Below are 24,205 nucleotides of genomic sequence, written 5' to 3'. Positions count from 1 at the left end.
TGCGCCCTTGCGGGGAGGTCGATCCGGCCGCGACTTCGGCGGCCTCGCTTACCGCTCTATCGCCGTGACGCCGACGGCGCTCAGCCCGGCTGCGGCACCGGCACCGGCGGCGGCACGCTCGCCATCGCCGCCGCCCCACCGGTAGCCGGACGGCCGGCGCCCTCGCGCACGGTCACGGCGTTCGAGGCGAAGGGGATGCCCGCCTCGTTCAGGCCGCGATAGACCCGCTTCAGCGCCTCGCGCTGCAGCAGCGAGGCGTGGCGCGGCTTGGCGGTGAACTTGAGGCGGACGACGATCGCCTGGTCCGTGATGTCGGCCACGCCCTGCATCTTCAGCTGCGCGATGAAATTGGGCCCGAACTCCGGATCCTCGAGCAGTGCGGCGCCGATCTTCTTGATGGTCTTGCGCGCCTGCTCGATGTCGGCGGAATGGTCGAGGCGCACGTTGAACTTCACCGTCGCCCAGTCGCGGCTGGCATTGGTCAGCGAGGCGATCTGGCCGAAGGGCACGGTGTGCACCTGCCCGCTCTGATGGCGCAGCTGCATGGAGCGCAGCGAGATCTTCTCGACAGTGCCCTTGAGCCTGCCGGTATCGACATATTCGCCGACCCGGAAGGCGTCCTCGATCATGAAGAAGAAGCCGGAGACGATGTCGCGCACCAGCGCCTGCGAGCCGAAGGAGACCGCGAGGCCGAGAATGCCGAAGCCGGCGAGCAGCGGGCCGATATCGACGCCGAGCCGCGAGAGCAGCACCAGCACGGTCAGGCCGATCACCGCGCCGAGCACGACGCCGCGCAGCACAGGCATCACCGTGGCGAGCCGCGAGGGCACGCTGTCCTCGGGCTCCGCATCCTCGTCGCCCGGCATGACGGGGCCGCGACGCGGCGTATAGGCATCGAAGAAGCTGCGCAGGAAGACGAGCGCGACCCAGCCGGCGAAGGCGAGCGCCGCGATGCCGAGCATGCGGTGCATGAAGGCCATGAACTGGTCCATGCTCATCGCGAAGAGAAGCCCGGCCCAGATCCGCGCGACGAGATAGAAGCCGCAGGCCCACATCAGGCCGCCGGCCGCGGCCCGCATCGCGCTGCCGACCGCGCGCGAGAGCGGAGTCGGCGCCGCGATCTCGGCCCGGCGCGCCTGCCGGCAGGCCAGGAAGCTGGTGACGCCGACGGAGAGGATCGGCACCAGGGCGACGATGATCTGCGTCAGCTCCGCGGCTTCCGCCCAGCGGCCGCCATCGGGCATGCTCGCCGCGGCCCGGCCGATGGCCCAGAGCAGCAGCGCGATGGCGATGTAGATCCAGGGCAGCATGCGCGCGAGATAGAGCCGCCAGGGCGACAGCGCCCCGCCGGCGGCGCCGCTGATCACCAGGGCGGTGAGATCGTGGCGCGCGTCGAGCAGCCACCAGATCTTGTAGAGGCAGAGCAACAGCCCGCTGATCGCGACCAGCGCCGCGACCGGCTCCGGGCCGGAGGCGACGCGATAGGCCAGCAGCGCCGCGACGATCGAGACCGGCACCATCACCGCATAGAGCGTGATGGCGCGGACATGCCGTTCGGCCCGCGGCAGCGGCATCAGCCGGCGCTCGGGGGCACCGGGCGCGAGCAGGAAGCGGGCGACGGCGACGTAGGTCGCGCCGATCGCCGAGCCGTTGACGATGCCGGAGAGCAGGTGATGCGCGAGGTCGACCTCCGGCAGCAGCAGCGCCCGCGCGCCGCGCGCCACGATCAGCCAGACCAGGATGGTGAGGAGGTCCTGGGCCAGCCCGTAGCCGGACGCCCGTAGCCGCGCGGTGAAATAGGCGGCCTGCGGCTGCAGGCGGCGACGGAAGAAGCCCGCCGTCGCCAGCCGCACGATGCCGGACGCGGCGAGGCCGGCGAGGATGATGAGCACGACATGGCGGCCGGCCTGCGGGTTGACGTTGGCGGCCCAGCCGCGTGCCCAGTCCTGCGGCAGCGCCGCCAGGCCCGGCAGCGCGCGCACACCCTGCCCCAGCCCATCGTTGAAATTGTCCCAGGCCTGCTCGACCCCGCTCGGCTCGTCCTCCGCCCCGGTGGGCGCAGCGGCGGCGGCCGGCGGCGCGGCCTTGCCGCCCTTGCCCCCGGGCGCCTTGGCGGCGGGTGCGACCTCCGCGGCCGGTGCGGAGGAGAAGCGCAGCTCGATCTTGCGGCCATCGGCGGCGAGCGCCTCGACCAGCCGACGCACGGCCTCCGAGCTCTCGTCGCCGCGCAGCGTCAGCGTCACGGGCTCGCCGGCCGCGGGGGTCGGTGGCCTCTCCTGCTGTTGCGCGATGGCCGCCGAGGCCGCCATGGCCAGCCAGAGAGCGACAGCCCGACCCAACCACGACCCGATGCCCGTGCGACGCATGTGCGCTCTCCAAACAGCACGCCAGAGTGCTGTCGGGGAGCCCGGCTTGGCAAGCGCCGTTCAGCGGGTCTTCAGCCAGGCCCCGAGGCGCGCGACCGCATCGTGGCATTCGGCGAGCGATCCGGCGAAGGAGAGCCTGACGGTGCGCGCGCCGCGCGCCTCGTCGAAGTCGAGCCCCGGGGTGATCGCGACGCCGGCGCGCTCGAGCGCGTCGCGGCAGAAGCTCATGGAATCGTTCGAATAGCGCCCGATGTCGAGATAGACGTAGAAGCCGCCGTCGACCGGCAGGAAGTCGCCGAGGCCGATTTCCGGCAGCGCCTTCAGCAGATAGTCGCGGTTCTCCGCATAGCCGGCCTTGATCGCCTCGCATTCCTCGACCGCGTCGAAGGCCGCCTCGCCCGCGACCTGGCTCAGCATCGGCACCGAGATCGAGAGATTCTGCTGCAGCCGCTCAATGGTGCGCACCAGCCGCTCCGGCACCACGAGCCAGCCGACGCGCCAGCCGGTCATGCAGTAGTATTTCGAGAAGGAGTTGACGATGATCGCGTCCTGATCGACCGCGAGCGCCGTCATGGCCGGCTCGTCATAGGTCAGCCCATGATAGATCTCGTCCGAGATGTACCAGAGCCCGAGGCGGCGGCACTCGGCGCCGACGTCGGCGATGGCCTGGGGCGACATCACCACGCCGGTCGGGTTGCCGGGGCTCATGGTGAGCACGCCCGCCAGCGGCGCCTGCTCATGGGCGCGGGCGATCAGTTCGGGCGTCAGCGCATAGCGCGTCTCCGGCCCGACGGGGATCGCCACCGGCTCGAGCCCCAGCGCCACCAGGATGTTGCGATAGGCCGGGTAGCCCGGCGCCGTGATCGCGACGCGCGCACCCGGCTCGAAACAGGCGAGGAAGGCCAGGATGAAGCCGCCGGAGGAGCCGGTCGTCACTACGACGCGCTCCGGCGGCACGGAGACGCCGTAGCTGTCATGGTAATGGCGCGCGATGCGCGCGCGCAGCGAGGGAATGCCCAGCGCCTGGGTATAGCCGATGCGCCCGTCCTCCAGCGCGCGACCGGCGGCGGAGCGGATGCTGGCTGGCGTCGGGGCCGATGGCTGGCCGACCTCCATATGCACGACGGAACCACCGGTGCGCTCTATGGCCGCGGCGGCGTTCATCACGTCCATCACGATGAAGGGCGAGACGGCCTCGGCGCGGGCGGCGGGACGTGGCGCGACGGGCGGAACGGAAGCGGCGGCGGTCATGGGCACCTCGGCGGAGCGACGATGGGCGGAGCCTTGCCCGCAGCGCCGTCGATCCGCAAGCACCCTTCAGCCCGGCAGCATGGCCCGTGGCGTTCCGGGTTCCCATTCGGCGGATTCCTCGAAGCGCGCGCGGTTGCGGCCATCGGCCTTGGCCCGATAGAGGACCGCGTCGGCGCGGCTGTAGAGCTCGGCCGCCTCCTCGCGCCCGTCGAAGGCGGTGCCGCCCAGCGTCGCCGTGAGATGCGCGGCTGTGAGCGATGCCTCGTGCGGGATGGCGAGCGTCTCGATCGCCGCGACGATGGCGTTGAAGTAGGCCTCGGCGACATCGGGGCGACATTCGTAAAGCAGCAGCCCGAATTCCTCACCGCCGATGCGGCCGACCATGTCCATCGGCCGCCGCAGGCAGGATTCGATCGCACGGGCGACCTTACGCAGCGCGCGGTCGCCGAGCTCGTGGCCATAGCGGTCGTTGTAGCGCTTGAAATGGTCGACATCGAGCACGGCGAAGACCACCGGCACGCCGTCGCGCCGCGCCTGCCGCAGCGCCAGCGCGACATGTTCCTCGAAGGCGCGGCGATTGGCGATGCCGGTCAGCGGATCGGACAAGGCGCGGTCGTGCAGGATGCGCCGCAGCAGGAAGTGATCGCGCTCGGCGCGCTCGCGCAGCCAGCCGCCGACGCCGCTGACCAGGATCGCGCAGAGCATCACGACGCAGAGCCGGGCATGCTCCGCCCAGAAGCTCGGATCGGTCATCACGAAGCCGAGCATGGCGGTGGCGAAGGCGACCAGGGCGGCCACCGCAGTGGCCTGCACGATCGTCAGCCCGATCGGCAGGAACACCGCAACCACGATAACGATCTGGGCGATGTCGGCATGAGGCAGGCCGCGCGCCTTGTAGGTGCTGGCGATATAGGCGCCGGCGATGCCTATCGCGGCGATCAGGCAGCCGGAGATCCGGTGATAGGCGAAGCTCGCATCGCTGGTGGCCAGCCGCCATTGCAGCCAGATCATCAGCGTGAGCACCCCGATGCGCAAGACCAGCGCGCTCATCAGGCCGTGATCGCCATAGGGCGGGAGCTGCCCCGCCTTGTCGAGGCGCAGCAGATCGAGCCCGAAGAAGGTGATCCAGATCGCGAAGGCGACCGTCACGCAGACGAAGGTGGCGCGCCGCTGGTCCGCCCGCATGGCGAGGCGGTACTGCCGCTCCAGGCTAGGCTCGAAATGCAGGGTGAGCGTGCGCGGCACCGAAGCAGCGGCGTCCGACGCTCCGCGAGGGAGCGAAAGCGCATCCGAAGCAGACGTGGGTAAAAGCTTGCGCACCCTGACGATGATGGCTGGCCTTTCCTAACGCGGCTTTGACCCGAGGCCGTCTCCCGGGTCCATCGCGCTGTTTATCCTTTGAGGGTTTCTGACATCTTCCCGCGTTCGCGTGCATCCGACGCAGTCGCGGCAGATGATCTCACCTCGCGAGCCAGGCTCCGCCGATCAGGACCAGTTGGGCAAGGACGACACCGAGCATGACCTTGCGTCGTGCCAGGACGACGATCGCCACGGCGGTCGCCAGCGCGGCGAGGCGGAGCGCGAGCGGCGTCTGCGCCAGCGCACCGGGCGGGAAGAAGGTCAGCTTGGCGGCGACGCCGGCCAGCAGCGAGGCCGCGACCATCCGCACCCAGTCGAGCCAGGGCGAGGTCTCGTCTAGTCGGCGCGCGAAGGCGACCGCGAGCCAGCGCCAGATCCCGGTCGGCAGCACCGCGAAGAGGAACAGCGCCAGATAGGGCCACCAGGGTCCGTCGAGAAAGGCGATGGGCTGGGTCATGCCGCCCCGCCCCGTGCCGCGGCGAGGCGCTTGAGCAGGAAGGCGAGCGTGCCGCCGGCGACACCGCCGACCACGAGATCGAAGCCGCTGCCGAAGAGCCAGTTCGCCAGCGGCGTCAGCCCGAAGCCGAGCGCGATCGCCAGCCCGTCGGGCCAGCCGCGGGCGCCGGCGCTCATCGAGGCGATGAAGAAGATCGGCGAGAGGAAGAGCAGCCCGGCCGCCACCGGCGTCGGCACCACGCCGGCGAGATGGAAGCCGACATAGGTACACAGCGCGCTGATCGCGATCAGCGCGTTGCCGAAGCCGAGATAATACGGAACCCGCTGCTCCGGCGGCAGGGCCGGCAGGCGCCGCATGCCCTCGACCCAGGAGGTCACCGCGACATAGTGCGAGAGCAGCAATTGCTGGCCGAAGCCCTGCCCCGGCCGGCGCAGCAGCGGCAGCAGCGAGACCGTCAGCGGCAGGAAGCGCAGCGAGGCGAAGGCGATCGCAACCGCGATCGCGCTCCAGGCGGCGCCCGTCGCGATCGAGGCGAAGAACAGCACCTGGGAAGGCCCGGCCCAGACGATGACGGTGGAGAGGACCGCGACTTCGACCGGAAAGCCTGAATCGCGTGCCAGCGTGCCGACGCCGGTCAGCGACAGGCCGACAACCCAGGCCGGCAGCATGGCGGCATCGCGGAACCCCGTCAGCGCCGGCCGCAGCCAGCTCGCACGCGCAGGCTCGCTCATGCCGGAGCGAGCCTGCGCGAGCCGGGCAGCTTATCGTGGACGGGAAGAGACAGAGACGGCATCGACGGCGCGGGACCCGGTCACTGGACGCTCGTTCCGTTAAAGCCCGAGTTCGCGCGGCGGGGGGAGCCCCCTGCCCGCGCAGCCGCCCCGCGCGCGACGCAGTGCGCCGCGCTGCGCCGTGCGATCAGAAGCTCTTCAGCGCGACGCCCAGCAGTTCGTTGCCGAAATCGACGATCTCCTTGGGGATGCCGCCGACGGCGCGATAGCCGAGAAAAGCGAGATAGAGGATGGCCGGCACGACGATCCAGCCGACCACCTCCTCGAAGACCTTGCGGCGGCGGCGGCGGCGGGCGCGCTGCTCGAACCAGCCCGGCTTCTCGGCGGCCGACGCCGGGGCGACGGCCGCCTCGGCCTCGGGCTCGGCATCCTCAGCCCACGCGCTCTCGCGCTTGCGTCGAAACAACACGGTGTCAGGCCTTCGTCAACGGGACTTTGGGAACGGTGCGGACATTGCGCGCCGAGGCCTTCGGCGGGTCGCCCGCCGGGACCGGAGCGGCGCCGCCCTTGGGGCCGGATTTCGGCGCGGGCTTGGGGCCGCCCTTGCCCGAGCCGCCCTTCGGCCCGGCCGAACGCGCCGTGGCCGCCTTGCCGGCCTGCGCCTTGGCGCGGGATTTCGGCTTGCGCTTGGCCGCGGCCGCGGCGACGTCCTTCTCCGGTTTGGGGCTGACCGGCCCGTCCGGGAATTCGAGGCCGAGTACCTTGATGCCGGTCTCCGACTGGATCACCACGACCTTGACCGCGCCGCCGGCTTTGAGGCGGCCGAACAGCACCTCGTCGGCGAGCGGCGTCTTGATGGTCTGCTGGATCAGCCGTGCCATCGGGCGGGCGCCCATCGCCTCGTCATAGCCGTTCTCGACCAGCCATTCGCGGGCCTCGTCGGTCAGTTCGATCGTGACGTTGCGGTCGGCGAGCTGGGCCTCGAGCTGGAGCACGAACTTGTCGACGACGCGCGCCACCACGCTCTTCGGCAGATGGCCGAAAGAGATCACCGAATCGAGCCGGTTGCGGAATTCCGGCGCGAACAGCTTGTTGATCGCCTCGGTGTCGTCGCCCTCGCGCTTGGCGCGGGTGAAGCCATAGGCGTTGCGGGCCATGTCGGCGGCGCCGGCATTGGTGGTCATGATCAGGATGACGTTGCGGAAATCGACCTGCTTGCCGTTGTTGTCGGTCAGCTTGCCGTGGTCCATCACCTGCAGGAGGATGTTGAACAGGTCGGGATGCGCCTTCTCGATCTCGTCGAGCAGCAGCACGCAATGCGGATGCTGGTCGATCTGGTCGGTGAGCAGTCCGCCCTGGTCGAAGCCGACATAGCCCGGAGGGGCGCCGATCAGCCGCGAGACGGTGTGGCGCTCCATGTATTCCGACATGTCGAAGCGGATCAGCTCGACGCCGAGCGACGAGGCGAGCTGGCGGGCGACCTCGGTCTTGCCGACGCCGGTGGGGCCGGCGAAGAGATAGCAGCCGATCGGCTTCTCGCCGTCGCGCAGGCCGGCACGCGCCAGCTTGATCGATGAGGACAGCGCCTCGATCGCCTTCTCCTGCCCGTAGACCGAGCGCTTCAGCGTGGTCTCGAGATTGCGCAACACCTCGGCATCGTCCTTGGAGACGGTCTTGGCCGGGATGCGCGCCATGGTCGCGATCGCCGCCTCGATCTCCTTGACCCCGATGGTCTTCTTGCGCTTCCCCTCGGCCAGCAGCATCTGCGAGGCGCCGGTCTCGTCGATCACGTCGATCGCCTTGTCCGGCAGCTTGCGGTCATGGATGTAGCGCGCCGACAGCTCCACCGCCGCCTTGATGGCGTCGTTGGTGTAGCGAAGCTTGTGGAACTCCTCGAAATAGGGCTTCAGCCCCTTTAGGATCTCGATCGTGTCCGGCACCGAGGGCTCGTTGACGTCGATCTTCTGGAACCGGCGCACCAGGGCCCGGTCCTTCTCGAAATACTGGCGGTATTCCTTGTAGGTCGTCGAGCCGATGCAGCGCAGCCCGCCCGAGGCGAGCGCCGGCTTGAGCAGGTTGGAGGCGTCCATGGCGCCGCCCGAGGTCGCACCGGCGCCGATCACCGTGTGGATCTCGTCGATGAACATGATCGCCTTCGGGTGCTGCTCGATCTCCTTCATCACCTGCTTGAGGCGTTCCTCAAAATCGCCGCGATAGCGGGTGCCGGCCAAGAGCGTGCCCATGTCGAGCGAGAAGACCGTGGCGTCCTGCAGGACGTCCGGCACCTCGCCGCGGATGATCTTGAGCGCCAGGCCCTCGGCGATCGCGGTCTTGCCGACGCCGGGCTCGCCGACCAGAAGCGGGTTGTTCTTCTGGCGACGGCAGAGGATCTGGATGGTGCGCTGCACCTCGGCCTCGCGGCCGATGAGCGGGTCGATACGGCCGTCCTTCGCCTTGCGGTTCAGGTTGACGCAATAGGCCTCGAGCGCGCTCTCCTTCTTCTTCTTGTCCTTGTCCTCACCGGGCTGGTCGGCACGCTGCTCGCGCGGCTGCTCGACCTCCTCCTCGGCGCCGCGCACGGGGCGGGCCTCGCCGGCCCCCGGACGCTTGGCGATGCCGTGGCTGATGTAGTTGACCGCGTCGTAGCGGGTCATGTCCTGCTCCTGCAGGAAGTAGGCGGCATGGCTCTCGCGCTCGGCGAACATCGCCACGAGCACATTGGCCCCCGTCACCTCCTCGCGGCCGGACGACTGGACGTGGATCACCGCGCGCTGGATCACGCGCTGGAAGCCGGCGGTCGGCTTGGAATCGTCGCGACCGTCGGTGATCAGGTTGGTCAGCTCCGCGTCGATATAGTCGACGAGGTTGCGGCGGAGCATGTCGAGGTCGACGCTGCAGGCACGCATCACCGCGGCCGCGTCCTGGTCGTCGACCAGGGCCAGCAGGAGATGTTCCAGCGTCGCATATTCGTGGTGGCGTTCGTTAGCGAGCGCCAGCGCCCGGTGGAGCGCCTGTTCCAGGCTGCGCGAGAAGCTCGGCAAGGTCAGCGCTCCCGATCAGGTTGCAGGGTGGGTCGAACGGTCAAGATCACTTCTTCTCCATCACGCACTGCAGCGGGTGCATGTGCTTGCGCGCGAGGTCCATCACCAGCGTCACCTTGGTCTCGGCGACCTCGTAGGTGAACACGCCGCATTCGCCGACGCCGTTCTGGTGAACGTGCATCATGATGCGGGTCGCCTCGGCGCGATCCTTGTTGAAGAAGCGCTCCAGGACGTGAACGACGAACTCCATCGGCGTGTAGTCGTCGTTGAGGATCAGCACCCGGTAGAGATTGGGCCGGCGCGTGCGCGTCCGCGTCAGGACAGCTGTGCCCGCATTGTCGCGGCCGCCATCCGAGGGCGGGCCCGGCGGCTTGGGCTTGCCGGCGAGCCGCGGCTCGTCCGCCCCGGCCGTTCCCGATGGCATCGCGGCGGGGTGGCGCTGGTCTGTCGGCATCGCGGCGATACGGCTCAAGGCGTCCCTTCCGAAGGCTGAACCCCAAGATAGTGCTTCGCCGGAGAATTTACAGACGTCCCCTCGCCTTCGCCAGCCCATTGCGCGCCAGCCCACAAGCGCGCACCGGATCACAGCGGACCAAAACAAGAAAGCCCGGCCGCGAGGCCGGGCTTTCGAACAGTCTGCGAGCGGGGCCGTCAGGCCCCGGGCCTCACTTGGTCGCGGCCGGGACGGCCTTGGCGACGATGCCCTCGAACGGCTTGTAGGCGTCCTTGGCGATGGCGGTGAAGAGCTCGCCCATCTTGGAGACCTGGGCGACATAGCCCTCGAAGGCGGTCTTCACGTAGTCGGCCTGAATCTCGACGGCCTTGTCGAGCGTCTTGACGCCGGCGAGCTTCTCGAGCGTCGCGGTGCCGTTCTCGAAGGACTTCTTGGCGTAGTCGGTCGCCTCGACGGCGATCGCCTGCACGCCCTTGCTGGTGGCGCCGAAGGCCTTCAGGGCCGCGTCGACGTTGTCCTTGGAGGCTTTCTGCATGGTCTCGAACTGCTGGATCATGTCGTTTCCCTCGACGCGCTGGGCGCCGCCTCTGCTGACGGGCCACAAGGCCCGGATTCGGTGTCCCCGAAGTCAGATGAAGGGTTCATCACCGGGACGGCCTTCATATTGTGCATCGCAACATGAAAGTCAAGAATGCGCTGCAATGCATCAAGAACAGGACGCCCCCGCACTGGCGCAGCGCGCCCGCCTCCCGGAAGCGCATCGCCGTTTAACGGCTCCGTAACCGCATCCTCCTAACCTCCCTGTCTGTGTCCTTCTCGCCACGTCTGGCGGCTGGACGGGTGGGTATGAGTTGAGGCGGTTGCATGGTTTCGGGGTGCGTTGATACCCGACGCGGGCGCTTGTTCGCGTTCATCGGGCTCGTGAGTGTCGCTGCCGTGACGCTGGTGGCGACGATCTCGCCGGCAGAGGCGGCACGCAAGAAGCGGCGCCAGGTCAGCGGAGGCTATGCGCCTCCCTATGCGGCGATGGTGGTCGACGCCAAGTCGGGCCGCACGCTGCACGCCGTCAACGAGGACGCGCCGCGCATCCCCGCCTCCATCACCAAGGTGATGACGCTCTACCTGCTGTTCGAACAGATCGAGCGCGGGCGCTTCCGCATGGATTCGCCGCTGCGCGTCTCGGCTTATGCGTCCGGACAGGCGCCGTCGAAGATCGGCCTGCGTCCCGGCGCGACGATCAGCGTCGAGAACGCCATCCTCGCCCTGATCACCAAATCCGCCAACGACGTCGCCGTCACCGTCGCCGAGAACGTCGCCGGCTCGGAGAGCGATTTCGCCCGCCAGATGACCGCCCGGGCCCGCTCGCTGGGCATGAGCCGCACCACCTTCCACAACCCGCACGGCCTGCCCCACAACCCGCCGAACCTCACCACGGCGCGCGACCTGACGGTGCTCGCCCGCGCCATCGAGGAGCGCTTCCCGCGCTATTACCGGATGTTCTCGACGCGGAGCTTCAACTTCGCCGGCCAGAGCTACCGCAACCACAACAAGCTGCTCGGCCGCGTCGAAGGCGTCGACGGCATCAAGACCGGCTATACTCGCGCCTCCGGCTTCAACCTGATGACCTCGGCCAAGGCCGATGGCCGCCATATCGTCTCGGTCGTGCTGGGCGGCCGCTCCGGCGCCTCGCGCGACCAGACCATGGCGACGCTGGTCGCCGCGCATCTGCCGCGCGCCGCCACCGGCGGCCGCAGCGCGCCGATGATCGCCGAGAGCCGCCCGGTCGCCCCCGAGCCGCCGCAGCGTCCCGCCGCCGCCGAGCCGGCTATCGTCGCGGCCGCCGCCACCGCGCCCGTGCCGGTGCCCCGTCCGCGTGCCGAGGAGGACGCTCCCGTCCCGGCCACGGCCCGCGCCTATGCCGCGCCGACCACCACCCCCGTCGCTCCGCCGCGCCCGGTCATCGCCGCCGGCGCCGGCCAGCCGCTGCGCCTCTCCGGCATGCGTCCGGTCGCCTCCAGCACCACGACCCCGGCCGCGATGCGCTGGTCGATCGGCCAGCCCGCCGCCGACGGCAAGGTCCTGCGTCCGCCGGCGAATGTCGACGTGACCTCGTCGATCGCCAAGGTCGCCGAGCCCGGCGAGGAGAAGGTGCGCGTCGCCCATGCGGCCGCGGCGCCTGCCAAGATCGAGGAGCGCCTGCCGGCTCCCGCCGCCGCTCCGGCCCGCGCCGCCGCGCCTGCGCCGGAAGCGCGCCCGACCGCCCGCTCGGCCGCCGCCAGGCCGACCCCGGCCTCGAAATGGGTGATCCAGCTCGGCGCCACCGACGACGAGGCCAAGGCCCGTGAGATCCTCGCCCGCGCCAAGGCCAAGGTGTCAGGCTCGCTCGCCGAGGCCTCGCCCTTCACCGAGAAGGTCGAGACCCGCGGCACCACGCTCTACCGCGCCCGCTTCGCCGGCTTCGACGACTCGAAGGGTGCCGAGCGCGCCTGCGCCCAGCTCAAGCGCGGCGGTTTCTCGTGCTTCGCGGTCCGTGGCTGACCGATCGGGAAAGGAGTTCACCCATGCTTTTTCAGCAAGGTATCCTTGGCCTGATTGACCCGGGCAGCAAGCCCGCCGGTGCCGCCGGCATCAGGATGGATGCGCTTCATCAGGCGCCGATGGGCCTCGCGGATCGCCTCCTGCCCCGCCCCCGGCTGAAGCCCCAGGATCTCGTAGGCCTCCTGGTCCGTCATCGCGCCCGTGCGCGCCGCGCCGCCCTGCCGCGGGTCAGCGTGACCGTCAGCGTCTTCACGCCAGCCGGGCGCCCGGCGGTCGAGATAAGCCTCTAGCAGGCGGGCGCCGTCGGGATCCCCGGCGGCGCATTCGCGCATCAGCGCCGCAAGCTCGGCCGGGCCGAGCGCATCGAGATCGCGGCCGGCGAACTGGCCGGCGCGGACCTTGCCCGTCACCGCGCCGCTGTCGTGGTCGAGCTCCATCTCCAGCAGCACCGAATTGACCTTCGAGCGCGCACCGGCGCCGGACTGCCCGAGATCCTTCGCCCAGTCCGGCATGCGCAGGCCGCCCGGCCCGTAGGCGCTCCAGCCGAGCAGCCAGGCGCCGAGGCCGCCGAGGAAGATCGCCATGTCGGGCCGGCCTCGCAGCAGCAGGAGCCCGGCCACGCCCAGCGACAGCGCGCCGCCGACCGCCTTGCCGGCGCGCACCAGCTTCTTCGGATCGAGCCCCGCGAAGCTCTTCGAGAGCCACCAGATCAGGATGACGGCGGCTATGCCGTAGAGCAGGGCCAAATCAGCGTCCTTTCATCGCGCCGAGCAATCCGCGAACAGCGGGGCTGGTATCGGACAGCCGGCGCATCGCCTCATGGCCGCCGCTCGCATAGGCGGCGGCGCCGCGCAAGAGATCGAGCAGGGAGCCCGGCGCGTTCACGTCAAAGCGGGCATGCGCACCGCCGGTGAGCCGGGCCATCTCGGCGAAGGCGCGCCCCGCCAGCGCGTCGTCGCCCTCCTGGAACAGGAAGCCGCGGATGCCGCGCAGGCCGAGCTCGCCCGCCAGCGCGCAAAGCGTGTCGATCTCCTCCTCCATCGCATCGCCGACATAGACGAAGGCGCGGATCGGCACGGTCCTGGCCTCGTCGCGGACATGGCGCAGCACGCGGGCGATCTGGGTCTGGCCGCCGCGGCAGTCGATGCGGCTCATGAGGCCTGTCAGCCGCCGCGGCTCGCCGACCCAGCCGGAGGCGCGGCATTCGTCGAAGCCGCGGAAATAGACGAGCTGCACCGCCAGCCCGCCGGTGCGGTCGGCCACCTCGAACATCTGACCCTGCAGCGAGCAGGCGAGGTCCCAGCTGGGCTGGCGGCTCATCGTGGCGTCGAGGGCGAAAACGAGGCGTCCGGCCGTGCCGGTCGCCAGCGGGGCGAGCTGCTTCGCGGCGCCGAGAAAGCGGTCGATCTCGCCCGGCCGCGACTGCTCAACGGGCGCAGCCGCCCCGGCCTGCCTGGCCTTGTCGATCGCCGTCCGGTCGTCTCGCTGCGTCATGCGCCCGACATCATGCCTTTCTCCGTCACCCGGATTGTCCCTCTTCGCGCATATTGGCCGGGGCGAGCGCTTTTGCTACCCGTGCACCCGACTCGTGGGGGAGGTCATGATGGCAGAGGTCGCGGTGTTCGAGACAGTGGCGGCGATGCGCGCCGCCGTCGCAGGCTGGCACGCCGCCGGCGAAGCCGTCGCCCTGGTGCCGACGATGGGCGCGCTGCACGACGGCCATGTCGCGCTGGTGGCCGAGGCGCGGAAGCATGCGCGGCGGGTCATCGTCTCGATTTTCGTCAACCCGACCCAGTTCGCGCCGCACGAGGACTTCAAGAAGTACCCTCGTACCTTCGAGGGCGACCGCGCCAGACTCGAGGCGATCGGCGCCGACGCGATCTTCTTCCCCTCGGTCGAGGAGATGTACCCGGCCGGGTTCGCCACGCGCGTGCTGCTGCTGGGGCCGGCCGCGGTCGGGCTCGAGGACCGCTTCCGGCCGACGCATTTCGAAGGCGTCGCAACGATTTGCTGCAAGCTCTTCACCCAGTCCCGCGCCGATTTCGCGGTGTTCGGCGAGAAGGACTACCAGCAGCTCCAGGTCGTGACGCGCATGGCGCGCGACCTCGACCTCGGCATCACGATCGTACCGCTGGCGACGATACGCGAGGCGGACGGTCTCGCCATGTCGTCGCGCAACCGCTACCTCGCCCCGGAGGAGCGCGCGCTGGCGCCGGCGCTGCACCAGGCCATGCAGGCGCTCGCCGCGCGCATCCGCAATGGCGAGCCGCTGGCCGTGGCGGTAAGCGAGACGCAGATGCAGGTCATCGGCGCCGGCTTCGAGCTCGACTATCTGGAAGCCCGCCATGCCTGGACGCTGGCGCCGGTGACCGCGCTGGCGGACGGCCCCATCCGCATCCTGGTCGCAGCCCGCATCGGCGCGACGCGGCTGATCGACAACATCGCGGTCTGAAGGCGCGGCGGGCGCTCACTTCGGGCTTGCTCCCCATGGGGAAGCGTCTACGCTCCGGCCGTCATGGGAGCCAGCATGCGCCGAGCCGCGAGACCGTTCCTGTGTGGCCTCGGCGTGCTGATATCAGCTGCCGCAGCAGCCGAGCCGATCGATACGGCCCCCGGGGCGCGCGCGTGGAGCGTCTTCGTCAGCCCCTATGCCTGGGCCGCATCCCTCATCGGTGATGCCGCGATCGCCGGCCGCCGCACCGCGGTCGCGGTGCCCTTCTCGGAAGTCCTCTCCCATCTCGATCTCGCGGTGATGGGCAATATCGAGGTCGGTAACGGGCTCTATGGCGTCTATCTCGACGGGCAGCATGTCGAGACGAGCCAGCGGGCCCAGGCGCTCGGCCTGCGGCTCGGAATCGGCATCACCACGACGCGTCTGTCGGCCGGTGCCTTCTTCAAGCTTCACGAGGTCGCCCTCGGCGGGCAGACGGTCTTCAACCGGCCGCGCACGCTGTCGCTGGAGCCGACCGCGGGCCTGCGCTGGACGCGGCTTTCGGCGGATATCGGCGTGCTCGGTCTCGGCTTCGGCAAGGCGTCGGACTGGTACGACCCCTTCGCGGGGCTCCGGATCAATGCGGATCTCGACGCGCGCTGGAACCTGTTCGTGCAAGCCGATATCGGCGGCACCGGGGCTTCGCAGTACAGCGCCCAAATCCAAGCCTATCTCGGCTATCGCACCTATCTCCTCGGCCACGAAACCGTGCTGCGCGCCGGCTATCGCGCCATTCACCAGGTTCACGAGGCGGCCGACTTCACCGGCCGCGGCCGCTTCCGCTGGGACGTGACGCAGCACGGGCCGGCACTCGGCCTGACCATGCGCTTCTGAGGCTCACGATGAAGGAATCGCCCATGTCGCGCCGCTTCCGCCCGTTCCGTCTCACCGCCGCCCTGCTCGCCGCCTGCTGCTGGCGCAGGGCACGGCGCAGGCCTGCACGCGCTTCGTCTATTTCGGCGCCGGCGGCAGCGTCGTCACCGCCCGCTCGATGGACTGGAAGAGCGACATCGCCACCAATCTCTGGATCCTGCCGCGCGGCGTGGCGCGCAGCGGCGAGACCGGGGCCAACACCATCCGCTGGAGCTCGAAATACGGCAGCGTCGTCGCCTCCGCCTACGACATTGCCACCAGTGACGGTGTCAACGAGGTCGGCCTGTCGGCCAACCTGCTCTGGCTGGTCGAGTCGGAGTATCCCCGCTTCGACCCGTCGTCCAAGCCCGGCCTCGCGATCTCGGCCTGGGCCCAGTACATGCTCGACAACTTCGCCACCGTGGCCGAGGCGGTCGAGGCGCTGCGCAAGGAGCCCTTCACCCTGGTCTCCGACACCATGCCCGGCGGCGAGCCGCGGCTGGCGACGCTGCATCTCTCGCTGTCGGACAAGAGCGGCGACAGCGCCATCGTCGAGTATATCGGCGGCAGGCAGGTCATCCATCACGACCGCGCCTATCAGGTGATGACCAACTCGCCGACCTTCGAGAAGCAGCTGGCGCAGGCGGAATACTGGAAGCAGATCGGCGGCACGGTGATGCTACCCGGCACCAACCGCGCCTCGGACCGTTTCGTGCGCGCGGCATTCTACGTCAACGCCATCCCGAAGGACCCGGATCCCAATCGCGCCGTCGCCAGCGTGTTCAGCGTGATCCGCAACGTCTCGGTGCCGTTCGGCCTGACCACGCCTGACCAGCCCAACATCTCCTCGACGCGCTGGCGCACCGTCTTCGACCATGCGCGCCAGCTCTACTTCTTCGAGTCGGCGCTGACGCCGAACACCTTCTGGGTCGATCTCAGGAAGATCGACTTCTCGCAGGCCGGGGGCACCCGCAAGCTCGACCTCGGCAAGGACCAGGATCGCATCTATTCGGGCGATGCCACCGGCTCCTTCTCGCCGGCCAAGCCCTTCGCCTTCCTCGGCGTGCAGGGCTGACGGCGGCGCGGCGAAACGCAAACGGGCCGCCCCGGAGGGCGGCCCGTCAGATCTCGACAGAAGGCAGAGCGGTCTCAGGCCGGCAGGACCACCACCTTGGTCTTGACCGGGGTGCGGTCGTAGAGGTGCATCATGTCCTGCGTCAGCAGGCCGACGCAGCCGCTGGTGATGCCGTTGCCGATCGATTCCGCGTCGAGCGAGGCATAGATCGTGTAGAGCGTGTAGCGGCCGTTCTGGTAGAGATAGAGCGTGCGGGCGCCGAGCGGGTTGTCGAGGCCGCCGGGCATGCCGCGGGCGTATTTGGCCGCTTCGGGCTGGCGCTTGATCATCTCCTTCGGCGGGGTCCAGGTCGCCCATTCCGCCTTGCGGCCGACATAGGCGTCGCCGCTCCAGCGGAAGCCGTCACGGCCGACATTGGCGCCGTAGCGGGTGGCATTGCCGTCTTCCTCGATCCGGTAGACGTAGTAATTGGCCGGATCGACGATGATGGTGCCGGGCGCCTCGTTGGTCTCGTAGCGCACCGTACGGCGGAAATATTTGCGATCGACCTTGCTGACGTCGATCGCCGGAACCGGGAACTTCTCCTTCGGCACCGGCCCGTAGACCTGCTGCGCCTCGGCCAGCGTCATGCCGCCATCGGTGGCGCAGCCGCCGAGCGCCAGCGCGCCGAGGCCGGCGGCCGATCCGGCCAGGAAGGTGCGCCGGCTGAGACGCTCCGCGACGAGCCCGCGCGCGGCGGCGCCGCCCATCATGCCGAGCCCGGCCTTGTCAGTGTTCATGATCATCTGTCCCGATGCGCGAAGGAAGGATGCTGCGCTTGTCCTGCCCAGCGTCCAGCGGCGCCCCCGCGCGCGACATTGCCGCCAGAGGCCGCCGCTTGCAAGATCGCCGTGGCGAGCCGCCCTGCCCGCCCCTGCGCGCTGCCGCTAGAGGAGGCCGAGCTCGGCCAGCTCGCGCCGCATCTCCTCCGGCATGGCGCCGAGTTCGCCGCCGCGCTCGGAGAGGTCGCGGGGGACGTCCTTGTCCTGGAGATAGCGCCAGCCCTGGAACGGCCGGTAGGGCCGCGGCTCGACCGGCACGACCACAGGCTCCATAACGATATGGCAGCGGCCGATGCCGTCCGCATCGGTGAAGGGGCGGATGTCGAGCAGGCGCTGGCGGGCGCTGAGCTGCCCCTTGATCACCCAGTAGAGCGAGCCGCCGTCGCGCAGTTCGTCGACGCGCTTGGGCACCATGCGGGTGGTGTGGAGCTGCTCGGCCGGCTCGCCGCGGGCGCGGCGGAGCGCCTGGCGCTGCGCGATCCAGCCCTCGAGATCGCCGATCGATTCGGCCCCGACGCAGAGCTTGATGAGGTGAAGCGGCATGGCGCGGAATCTATCGCCCCGCGCCGGGCCCGGCCAGAGGCACGCGCCTTTCTCCACAAGCCGGAACCGGCCGCCGCCGGGACGGTTGGCATCTCGTCGCGACGGCGTCAGGCTGGCGGCAGCGACGGGACAAGCGGAGGCGGGACATGCGCGGACTTCAGGGCAAGGCGATCCTCGTCACCGGCAGCTCGTCGGGCATCGGCTACGCCATGGCGGAGCGGCTGGTCGCCGAGGGCGCGAAGGTGATGCTGCACGGGCGCGACCAGAACGAGGTCGAGACCGCGACGCGCCGGCTCGGCCCGGCCACCGCCGCGACGATCGGCGACCTCGCGGAACCGGCGACCGCCCAGATGCTGGTCGACGCGACACGCAGCGCCTTCGGCCGCATCGATGCGCTGGTCAACAATGCCGGCATCTATCCGCGCGGCGTGCTCGGCGAGACGACGCCCGCCTTCTTCGACCATGTCTTCGCGATCAACACCCGCGCGCCGCTGCTCTGCGCCGAAGCGGCGATCCGCGCCTTCCGCCTGCAGAAATCCGGCGGCAGCATCCTCACCGTCGGCTCGATCAACGCCTGGTGCGGCAATTCGAACCTCACCGTCTATTCCATGTCGAAGGGGGCGCTGATGACGATGACGCGCAACCTCGCCAACACGCTCGGCCGCGAGCACATCAGGGTGAACCAGCTCAATGTCGGCTGGACCTTCACCGCCAACGAGGATGCGACGCAGCAGCGCGAGGGCAAGAAGCCGGGCTGGGAGACGGAGGTGCCGCTGGAGTTCGCGCCGTCCGGCCAGATCATGCAGCCGGCCGAGATCGCCGCCCACACCGCCTTCTGGCTCTCGGAGGAGAGCGGCCCGGTCTCGGGCCAGGTCTACGAAGTCGAGCAGTTTCCGCTGATCGGGCGCGGCCGCGCCGCGGACTGAGGCGCGACACGGGGCGGGCAGCCCGCCCGGCCGCCCCTGCCCGCCACTCGCCGGTCACTCGCCGAGCACGACGACCTTGGCGCCTTCGGCGACCTGGGCGCCGGGTTTGGCGCCGAGCTCGGTGACGGTGCCGTCGCGCGGCGCGGTCAGGACGTGCTCCATCTTCATCGCCTCGACGATGGCGAGGCGCTGGCCCTTGGCGACGCTGTCGCCCTGCTGGACGAAGAGCGCCACCAGCTTGCCGTGCATCGGCGCCTTGACCACGCCACCGCCATCGGCCGCCGCGTCGAGATCGACCGCGAAGGGATCGAACAGCGAGACCGCGCTCTGCCGCCCGCGATGGAGCGCGAGATAGGTGCCGGGCTCGGCCTGCGCCAGCATGACCTCGTGCTCGCCCTCGCCGAGCGGATGGCCGGGCAGCGAAACGCGCGCCTGCTCCTCATGCCATTCGATCCGCGCCTCGACGCGCTCGCCGTCGACGGTGAGCGGCAGGCCGAGCGGCGGGCGCGGCATCAGCGAGAAGGCGTCGGCATGCAGCCAGGGAGACAGCGCCTCGCCATCGACCCGCTCGGCCGCCGCCAGCAGGCCGGCGAGCTGCCGGTCCTCCTCCAGTTGCAGCGCGGCGGCGGCGATGGCCGCCGCGTCGAGCGGCTGCGGCTCGGCCCCGAGCGCCGCCATGTTGCGGTCGATGAAGCCGGTGTCGAGGGCCCCTGCCCGGAAGCCCTCGGCCTCGGCCAGTGCCTTGAGGAAGGCGAGATTGGTGCGCGGTCCCGCGACGACCGTCGCCCCCAACGCGGCGGCCAGCCGGTCGAGCGCCTGCGCGCGATCGGCGCCATGGGCGATCACCTTGGCGATCATCGGGTCGTAGAAGGGCGTGACGCTGTCGCCGGCCTCGACGCCGGTGTCGATGCGGATGCCTTCGCCGTGCGGGAACTGCAGCGCCCACAGCTTGCCGGTCGACGGCAGGAAGCCCTTCTCCGGATCCTCCGCGTAGAGCCGCGCCTCGACGGCGTGACCGTCCGCCCGCACCCCGTCCTGGCCGAAGCCGAGCGGCTCGCCGGCGGCGACGCGCAATTGCAGCTCGACGAGGTCGAGCCCGGTGATCGCCTCGGTCACCGGATGCTCGACCTGGAGGCGGGTGTTCATCTCCATGAACCAGAAGCCGTCCTCGCGCAGCCCGTCGCGGCCATCGGCGATGAATTCGACCGTGCCGGCCCCGACATAGCCGACCGCGCGGGCGGCCTCCGTCGCGGCCTTGCCCATGGCGGCGCGCACCTGCGCCGTCATGCCGGGCGCCGGCGCCTCCTCGATCACCTTCTGGTGGCGGCGCTGCAGCGAGCAGTCGCGCTCGTAGAGGTGGACGACGTTGCCATGGCCGTCGGCGAAGACCTGGATCTCGACATGGCGCGGCGAGAGCACGTATTTCTCGACCAGGACGCGGGTATCGCCGAAGGCGTTGCCGGCCTCGCGCTGGGCGCTGGCGAGCGCGTCGGCGAAGTCCTCCGGCCGGTCGACCTTCTTCATGCCCTTGCCGCCGCCGCCGGCGACGGCCTTGATCAGCACGGGATAGCCGATGCGGCCGGCCTCGGCGGCGAGAAAGTCAGGCTCCTGCCGGCTGCCGTGATAGCCCGGCACCACCGGTACGCCGGCCTTCTCCACCAGCGCCTTGGCGGCGTCCTTGAGGCCCATGGCCCGGATGGCCGACGCCGGCGGGCCGACGAAGACAATGCCGGCCGCGGCACAGGCTTCGGCGAATTCGGCGTTCTCGGAGAGGAAGCCGTAGCCGGGATGGATGCAGGCGGCGCCTGCCTCCTTGGCCACGGCGAGGATGGTCTGCGCGTCGAGATAGCTCTCCCGTGCCGGCGCGGGGCCGATCCGCCAGGCCTCGTCCGCCATCTGCACGAACAGCGCCTCAGCATCCGCGTCGGAATGCACGGCGATGGTGCGCAGGCCGAGCCGCTGCGCGGTGCGGATCACCCGGCAGGCGATCTCGCCACGGTTGGCGATCAGGACGGAGGGCAGTTTCGCGGCAATCGACATGGGCGCATCCTTCGACCGATGCACCGTTATAGCCCAGTCGCGCCGGCTGTCTGCGCCTCGTTTCGCAGGTCGCGGATGGGCGCCTGCCCCGAGACGGCGCTCAGTCCAGCAGCCGCAGCCGGCGTCCGAGCCACAACGTTACCGTCGTGCCGGCGAGCAGGCCGAGCGCGAAGACCCAGCCTGAGACCGCGCCGGCCGAGATGCCGGAAAGCAGCGTGCCGACCGTGCAGCCCAGCCCGAAGACCGTGCCCCAGCCGAGCAGGACGCCGCCGACGAGCCCGCGCACGGCCTGGCTCGCGCTCGGTAGGCGCGGCCTGAACTCGCCCGCCGCCAGCGCCGAGGCGAACGCGGCCGCGACGATGCTGGCGACGAACAGGCCGTTCGGCGTCAGCAGCGCGTCGCGCACTAGCGTGGCGCAGCCGCGGAAGCTGTCGAGCCCCTCCAGCCGCGAGGGCAGCCAGCCGAGGCCGGTGGCGAACTGGCGCGAACGCGAGCCGATCTCGGCCGTGACGCCGAGCGGCGAGAGCCGCAGATAGGCGGCCGTCCCGATCAGCCCGACGAACAGCCCGCCGAGCCAGGCCGGCCAGCGCCGCAGGAAGATTGCCGCAAGCGGGTCGCGCGGCGTGGGCTCGGCCTGCTCCGGCAGCCGGCCGGCCTTGAGGAGCCACCAGGCCAGCGCCCCCAGCACCGCGAGCGAGGCGAGCAGCGCGCCGGCATAGCCGAGATGGCGCGGCAGGAAGAGCACAGGCGCGTCGACGATGGCGGCGAGGTAGAGCCCGTTCCAGCTCAGGAAGCCGAGCACGAAGCCTGCCACCGCCCCGACCAACGCGAAGGGCGCGGTCGGCGAGCCCTCGCCCAGCCGGTAGAGATGGGCGCTGAGGCAGGAGCCGGAGATCGCCATGCCGGCGCCGAAGACCACGCCCGCCAGCAGGAGCGCCGGGCCGACCGGGCCGATATGGGCCGTCGGCGGCAGGCGCTGGCCGGACGGGTCGGGCAGCCAGGCGCCGTAGATCAGCGTGTTGCCGGCGATACCGACCGCCAGCGCGGTCAGGATGCCGAGCAGCCCGCGCGGATCGCGCCGGTCGAGCCAGTCCTTCCAGATGCAGAAGAAGCAGAAGCGGGCGCGCTGCAGCACGAAGCCGACGGCAGCGCCCAGGATCAGGGAGAGCTGGAGCGGCGTCGCGGGCTCGGCCCGCGCGCCGACGAGGTGGATGGCGGCGGCGAGCGCGGCCGCGACAGCCACGGCCGCCGGGAGGCGCAGCGGCGCAGGGCTGCCCGCCGCGGCCTCGGGCGCCCGCCCTGTCGCGAGCGGGCTGTCGGGGGTGGACAGGCTCATCGAGGCCATCGCTCGCTTATGGGGTGCAGCGGGTTACTTGCCGCCCCAGACCGTGCCGGCCGGGTTGCTGATCGGCAGGCCGACGACATTGCCGTATTCGGTCCAGGAGCCGTCATAGTTGGCGGCCTCGTAGCCGAGCACGCGCGAGAGGATGAACCAGCTGTGGCTGGAGCGCTCGCCAATGCGACAGGAGGTGATCACCGGCTTCGAGCCGTCGATGCCGACCTCGGCATAGAGCTTCTTCAGCTCCTCAGGCGACTTCAGCGTGCCGTCGGCGGCGTTGACGGCGCGCGCCCACGGCACGTTGACCGAGCCGGGGATGTGGCCGGCGCGCAGTGCCAGCTCCTGGAAGCCGGCGGGGGCGATGATCTTGCCCGAGAACTCGTCCGGCGAGCGGATGTCGAGGATGCGGGCGGGCGAGGTCTTCTCGACCGCGGCGAGCACGTCGGTCAGGCGGGCGCGCAGCTTGGTGTTCGGCTTGCCCACGGTGAAGGCGGAGGCCTTGACGCTGGCCGGGGCCGTGGCGAGCGGGCGCTTCTCCAGCTCCCATTTCTTCCGGCCGCCGTCGAGCAGCTTCACATTGTCCCGCAGCCCGTAGATGTCGAACACCCAGGCGCCCCAGGCGGCGAACCAGTTGTTGTTGTCGCCGTAGAGGACAACGGTGGTGTCCTTGTCGACGCCGAGCTTGCGGGCGAGCGCCTGGAACTTCTCAGGGCCGGCGATGTCGCGCGACACTGTCTCGACCAGGTCGGTATGCCAGACGATGTTCTGCGCACCGGGGATGTGGCCGCGCTCGAAGACGCCGGGCTCGACGCTGACCTCGAGCACCCGCACCTTGGGATCCTCGAGGTTCTTCTCGAGCCAGTCGGTGGTGACGAGCGGCCCGGACTGGGCGAGCGCGGCGCCGCCGATCAGGACAGACGCGGCCAGCACGGCGGCGCCGCGCAGGAACAGTGAAACGACGGACATGCGATGGTCTCCCTGCGCGGACCGGCGGATAAACCGCCCTGCCCGCGTACAATGGCTGGAAACCGCATGATTTCGTCCGGATGACCCAAGGAAAAGCCGGACAGGATTTTTTTGTTTCGACCGTCGAGGGAAGCGATCGATCGTCGCGATGCAGCGCGGCGGAGGATTATTCCTGCCTCGCCCCGGACTGTACCGGGACCGGACGCAAGGTCGCCCGGCAGATCGCCCAGCTCGCCTGGAAGCAGATGCCCGCGACCACGAGATCGAACAGGTATTCCGGCCAGCGCACCGGCATCAGCCGCGCCGCCAGCCCGACCAGCGCGAAGCCGGTCGTCGAGATGGCGTCATTGCGACTGGACAGCCAGGTCGCGCGGATCACCGGATGGCTCTCGCGGCGGAAGCGCCAGAGCGCGAGGATGACGAGCAGCGCCACGACGATGGCGCTGGCGGCCGAGAAGCCGAGCGCCCAGGGCTCGATCGGGCGCGGCCGCACGAGCTTGTCCCAGAGATCCCAGAGGGTATGGAGGCCGGCGACGGCCATGACACCGGCGATGCCGAGCGCCGCCAGCCGCTCGGCGCGCGCATCGCGACCGAAGACAAGCGCCGCAATGCCGTAGAGCAGCACGTCGTAGACCCAATCGACGCCGTCCTTGAAGAGCTGGTCGTTGCCGATCGCCAGCGCCCAGAGCACCACGCCGATGGCAAAGAGCAGGATCGAGAGCGCGATCGCCCAGATCGTGCGCCGATAGGCGCCGGCGACCGTGGGCGCGACGCTGACGGCCATGGCGTGGCCGTCAGGGCCGGGAGCCTGCCCCGCCTCAGCCGATGCCGATGGTCGCGTGCCGTCCGAGGCTGCCAAGCGGGCCCTCCCGAGCCGGCGCCGACATTGATGCGGGCAGCGGACCGCCGCAAGGCGGCCCGCTGCCGATCGCGAAGCGACGAGGCGCCGAGGCCT

General features: G+C 70.2%; 22 protein-coding genes. 5 read left to right on the top strand and 17 right to left on the bottom strand.

The genetic code is table 11. The features are described 5' to 3' along the window. Nucleotides 1-80: 80 nt before the first annotated feature. The 9 genes from ABE438_RS13220 to ABE438_RS13180 form a co-directional block, all read right to left on the bottom strand. Nucleotides 81-2,243 (bottom strand): mechanosensitive ion channel family protein, encoded by a 2,163-nt coding sequence (locus ABE438_RS13220; RefSeq protein ID WP_346503099.1) that lies wholly within the window; start codon nt 2,241-2,243, stop codon nt 81-83. Between the two features lie 183 nt (nt 2,244-2,426). Then, nucleotides 2,427-3,617, bottom strand: coding sequence for a pyridoxal phosphate-dependent aminotransferase (locus ABE438_RS13215; protein ID WP_465248611.1), 1,191 nt, complete (start codon nt 3,615-3,617; stop codon nt 2,427-2,429). 66 nt (nt 3,618-3,683) lie between these two features. Further along, nucleotides 3,684-4,862: a GGDEF domain-containing protein gene (locus ABE438_RS13210; RefSeq protein WP_346503098.1), complete on the bottom strand. Its 1,179-nt coding sequence runs from the start codon at nt 4,860-4,862 to the stop codon at nt 3,684-3,686. A gap of 214 nt (nt 4,863-5,076) precedes the next feature. Then, nucleotides 5,077-5,433, bottom strand: a complete 357-nt coding sequence (locus ABE438_RS13205) for an AzlD domain-containing protein (protein WP_346503097.1) — start codon at nt 5,431-5,433, stop codon at nt 5,077-5,079. After that, a complete protein-coding gene (locus ABE438_RS13200; protein ID WP_346503096.1) occupies nt 5,430-6,164 on the bottom strand; it encodes an AzlC family ABC transporter permease in 735 nt (244 codons plus the stop codon). Before ABE438_RS13200 ends, ABE438_RS13205 begins: the two co-directional genes overlap by 4 nt. A gap of 187 nt (nt 6,165-6,351) precedes the next feature. Then, entirely contained in the window at nt 6,352-6,633 is a 282-nt protein-coding gene (locus ABE438_RS13195) for a hypothetical protein (RefSeq protein ID WP_346503095.1), read from the bottom strand. Between the two features lie 4 nt (nt 6,634-6,637). Next, complete coding sequence (gene clpA / locus ABE438_RS13190) at nt 6,638-9,205, bottom strand: ATP-dependent Clp protease ATP-binding subunit ClpA (RefSeq protein ID WP_465248610.1); 2,568 nt, start codon at nt 9,203-9,205, stop codon at nt 6,638-6,640. A gap of 46 nt (nt 9,206-9,251) precedes the next feature. Further along, nucleotides 9,252-9,629: an ATP-dependent Clp protease adapter ClpS gene (clpS, locus tag ABE438_RS13185; RefSeq protein ID WP_465248615.1), complete on the bottom strand. Its 378-nt coding sequence runs from the start codon at nt 9,627-9,629 to the stop codon at nt 9,252-9,254. A 241-nt stretch (nt 9,630-9,870) separates the two neighbouring features. After that, on the bottom strand, nt 9,871-10,215 hold the full coding sequence (locus ABE438_RS13180; protein WP_346503093.1) for a phasin family protein: 345 nt from the start codon (nt 10,213-10,215) through the stop codon (nt 9,871-9,873). A 365-nt stretch (nt 10,216-10,580) separates the two neighbouring features. On the opposite strand from ABE438_RS13180, the gene ABE438_RS13175 reads away from it, so the two are divergent. Continuing rightward, on the top strand, nt 10,581-12,197 hold the full coding sequence (locus tag ABE438_RS13175) for an SPOR domain-containing protein (protein WP_465248609.1): 1,617 nt from the start codon (nt 10,581-10,583) through the stop codon (nt 12,195-12,197). 17 nt (nt 12,198-12,214) lie between these two features. Here the strand turns inward: ABE438_RS13175 and ABE438_RS13170 are convergent, their stop codons facing one another. Both ABE438_RS13170 and ABE438_RS13165 read right to left on the bottom strand, forming a co-directional pair. Next, complete coding sequence (locus ABE438_RS13170; RefSeq protein WP_346503091.1) at nt 12,215-12,943, bottom strand: DnaJ domain-containing protein; 729 nt, start codon at nt 12,941-12,943, stop codon at nt 12,215-12,217. Nucleotide 12,944: 1 nt separating this feature from the next. Then, nucleotides 12,945-13,691: a VWA domain-containing protein gene (locus ABE438_RS13165; protein WP_346503090.1), complete on the bottom strand. Its 747-nt coding sequence runs from the start codon at nt 13,689-13,691 to the stop codon at nt 12,945-12,947. A gap of 106 nt (nt 13,692-13,797) precedes the next feature. Between ABE438_RS13165 and panC the strand changes: the two genes are divergently transcribed. From panC to ABE438_RS13150, 3 genes are all read left to right on the top strand, one after another. After that, nucleotides 13,798-14,649, top strand: a complete 852-nt coding sequence (panC, locus tag ABE438_RS13160; protein ID WP_346503089.1) for a pantoate--beta-alanine ligase — start codon at nt 13,798-13,800, stop codon at nt 14,647-14,649. Between the two features lie 114 nt (nt 14,650-14,763). After that, nucleotides 14,764-15,522: a hypothetical protein gene (locus tag ABE438_RS13155; RefSeq protein ID WP_346503088.1), complete on the top strand. Its 759-nt coding sequence runs from the start codon at nt 14,764-14,766 to the stop codon at nt 15,520-15,522. Nucleotides 15,523-15,595: 73 nt separating this feature from the next. After that, nucleotides 15,596-16,615, top strand: a complete 1,020-nt coding sequence (locus ABE438_RS13150; protein ID WP_346503189.1) for a linear amide C-N hydrolase — start codon at nt 15,596-15,598, stop codon at nt 16,613-16,615. Nucleotides 16,616-16,689: 74 nt separating this feature from the next. Here ABE438_RS13150 and ABE438_RS13145 read toward each other — a convergent pair whose 3' ends face one another. Continuing rightward, nucleotides 16,690-17,367, bottom strand: a complete 678-nt coding sequence (locus ABE438_RS13145; protein ID WP_465248614.1) for a L,D-transpeptidase — start codon at nt 17,365-17,367, stop codon at nt 16,690-16,692. 174 nt (nt 17,368-17,541) lie between these two features. Further along, complete coding sequence (locus ABE438_RS13140; protein WP_346503087.1) at nt 17,542-17,979, bottom strand: DUF1489 family protein; 438 nt, start codon at nt 17,977-17,979, stop codon at nt 17,542-17,544. Nucleotides 17,980-18,125: 146 nt separating this feature from the next. Here ABE438_RS13140 and ABE438_RS13135 point away from each other — a divergent pair, with 146 nt between their 5' ends. Continuing rightward, nucleotides 18,126-18,905 carry an SDR family NAD(P)-dependent oxidoreductase gene (locus ABE438_RS13135; protein WP_346503086.1) on the top strand — a complete coding sequence of 260 codons (780 nt, stop codon included), beginning with the start codon at nt 18,126-18,128 and terminating at the stop codon, nt 18,903-18,905. Nucleotides 18,906-18,959: 54 nt separating this feature from the next. Here ABE438_RS13135 and ABE438_RS13130 read toward each other — a convergent pair whose 3' ends face one another. From ABE438_RS13130 to ABE438_RS13115, 4 genes are all read right to left on the bottom strand, one after another. Next, a complete protein-coding gene (locus ABE438_RS13130; protein ID WP_346503085.1) occupies nt 18,960-20,945 on the bottom strand; it encodes an acetyl/propionyl/methylcrotonyl-CoA carboxylase subunit alpha in 1,986 nt (661 codons plus the stop codon). A gap of 100 nt (nt 20,946-21,045) precedes the next feature. After that, the gene (locus tag ABE438_RS13125; RefSeq protein ID WP_346503084.1) at nt 21,046-22,281 is read right to left on the bottom strand and encodes a YeeE/YedE family protein; all 1,236 of its coding nucleotides are present in this window, start codon (nt 22,279-22,281) and stop codon (nt 21,046-21,048) included. Nucleotides 22,282-22,314: 33 nt separating this feature from the next. Then, complete coding sequence (locus ABE438_RS13120) at nt 22,315-23,250, bottom strand: sulfurtransferase (RefSeq protein ID WP_346503083.1); 936 nt, start codon at nt 23,248-23,250, stop codon at nt 22,315-22,317. 166 nt (nt 23,251-23,416) lie between these two features. Then, nucleotides 23,417-24,034: a cation efflux transmembrane domain-containing protein gene (locus tag ABE438_RS13115; RefSeq protein WP_346503082.1), complete on the bottom strand. Its 618-nt coding sequence runs from the start codon at nt 24,032-24,034 to the stop codon at nt 23,417-23,419. Nucleotides 24,035-24,205: the final 171 nt, after the last annotated feature.

The organism is Allobosea sp. TWI1241, from assembly GCF_039673065.1.
In the GTDB taxonomy this organism is placed as follows: domain Bacteria; phylum Pseudomonadota; class Alphaproteobacteria; order Rhizobiales; family Beijerinckiaceae; genus Allobosea.
The sequence above is the reverse complement of the archived record's forward strand: the minus strand, read 5'-3'. Positions and strand labels throughout refer to the sequence as shown.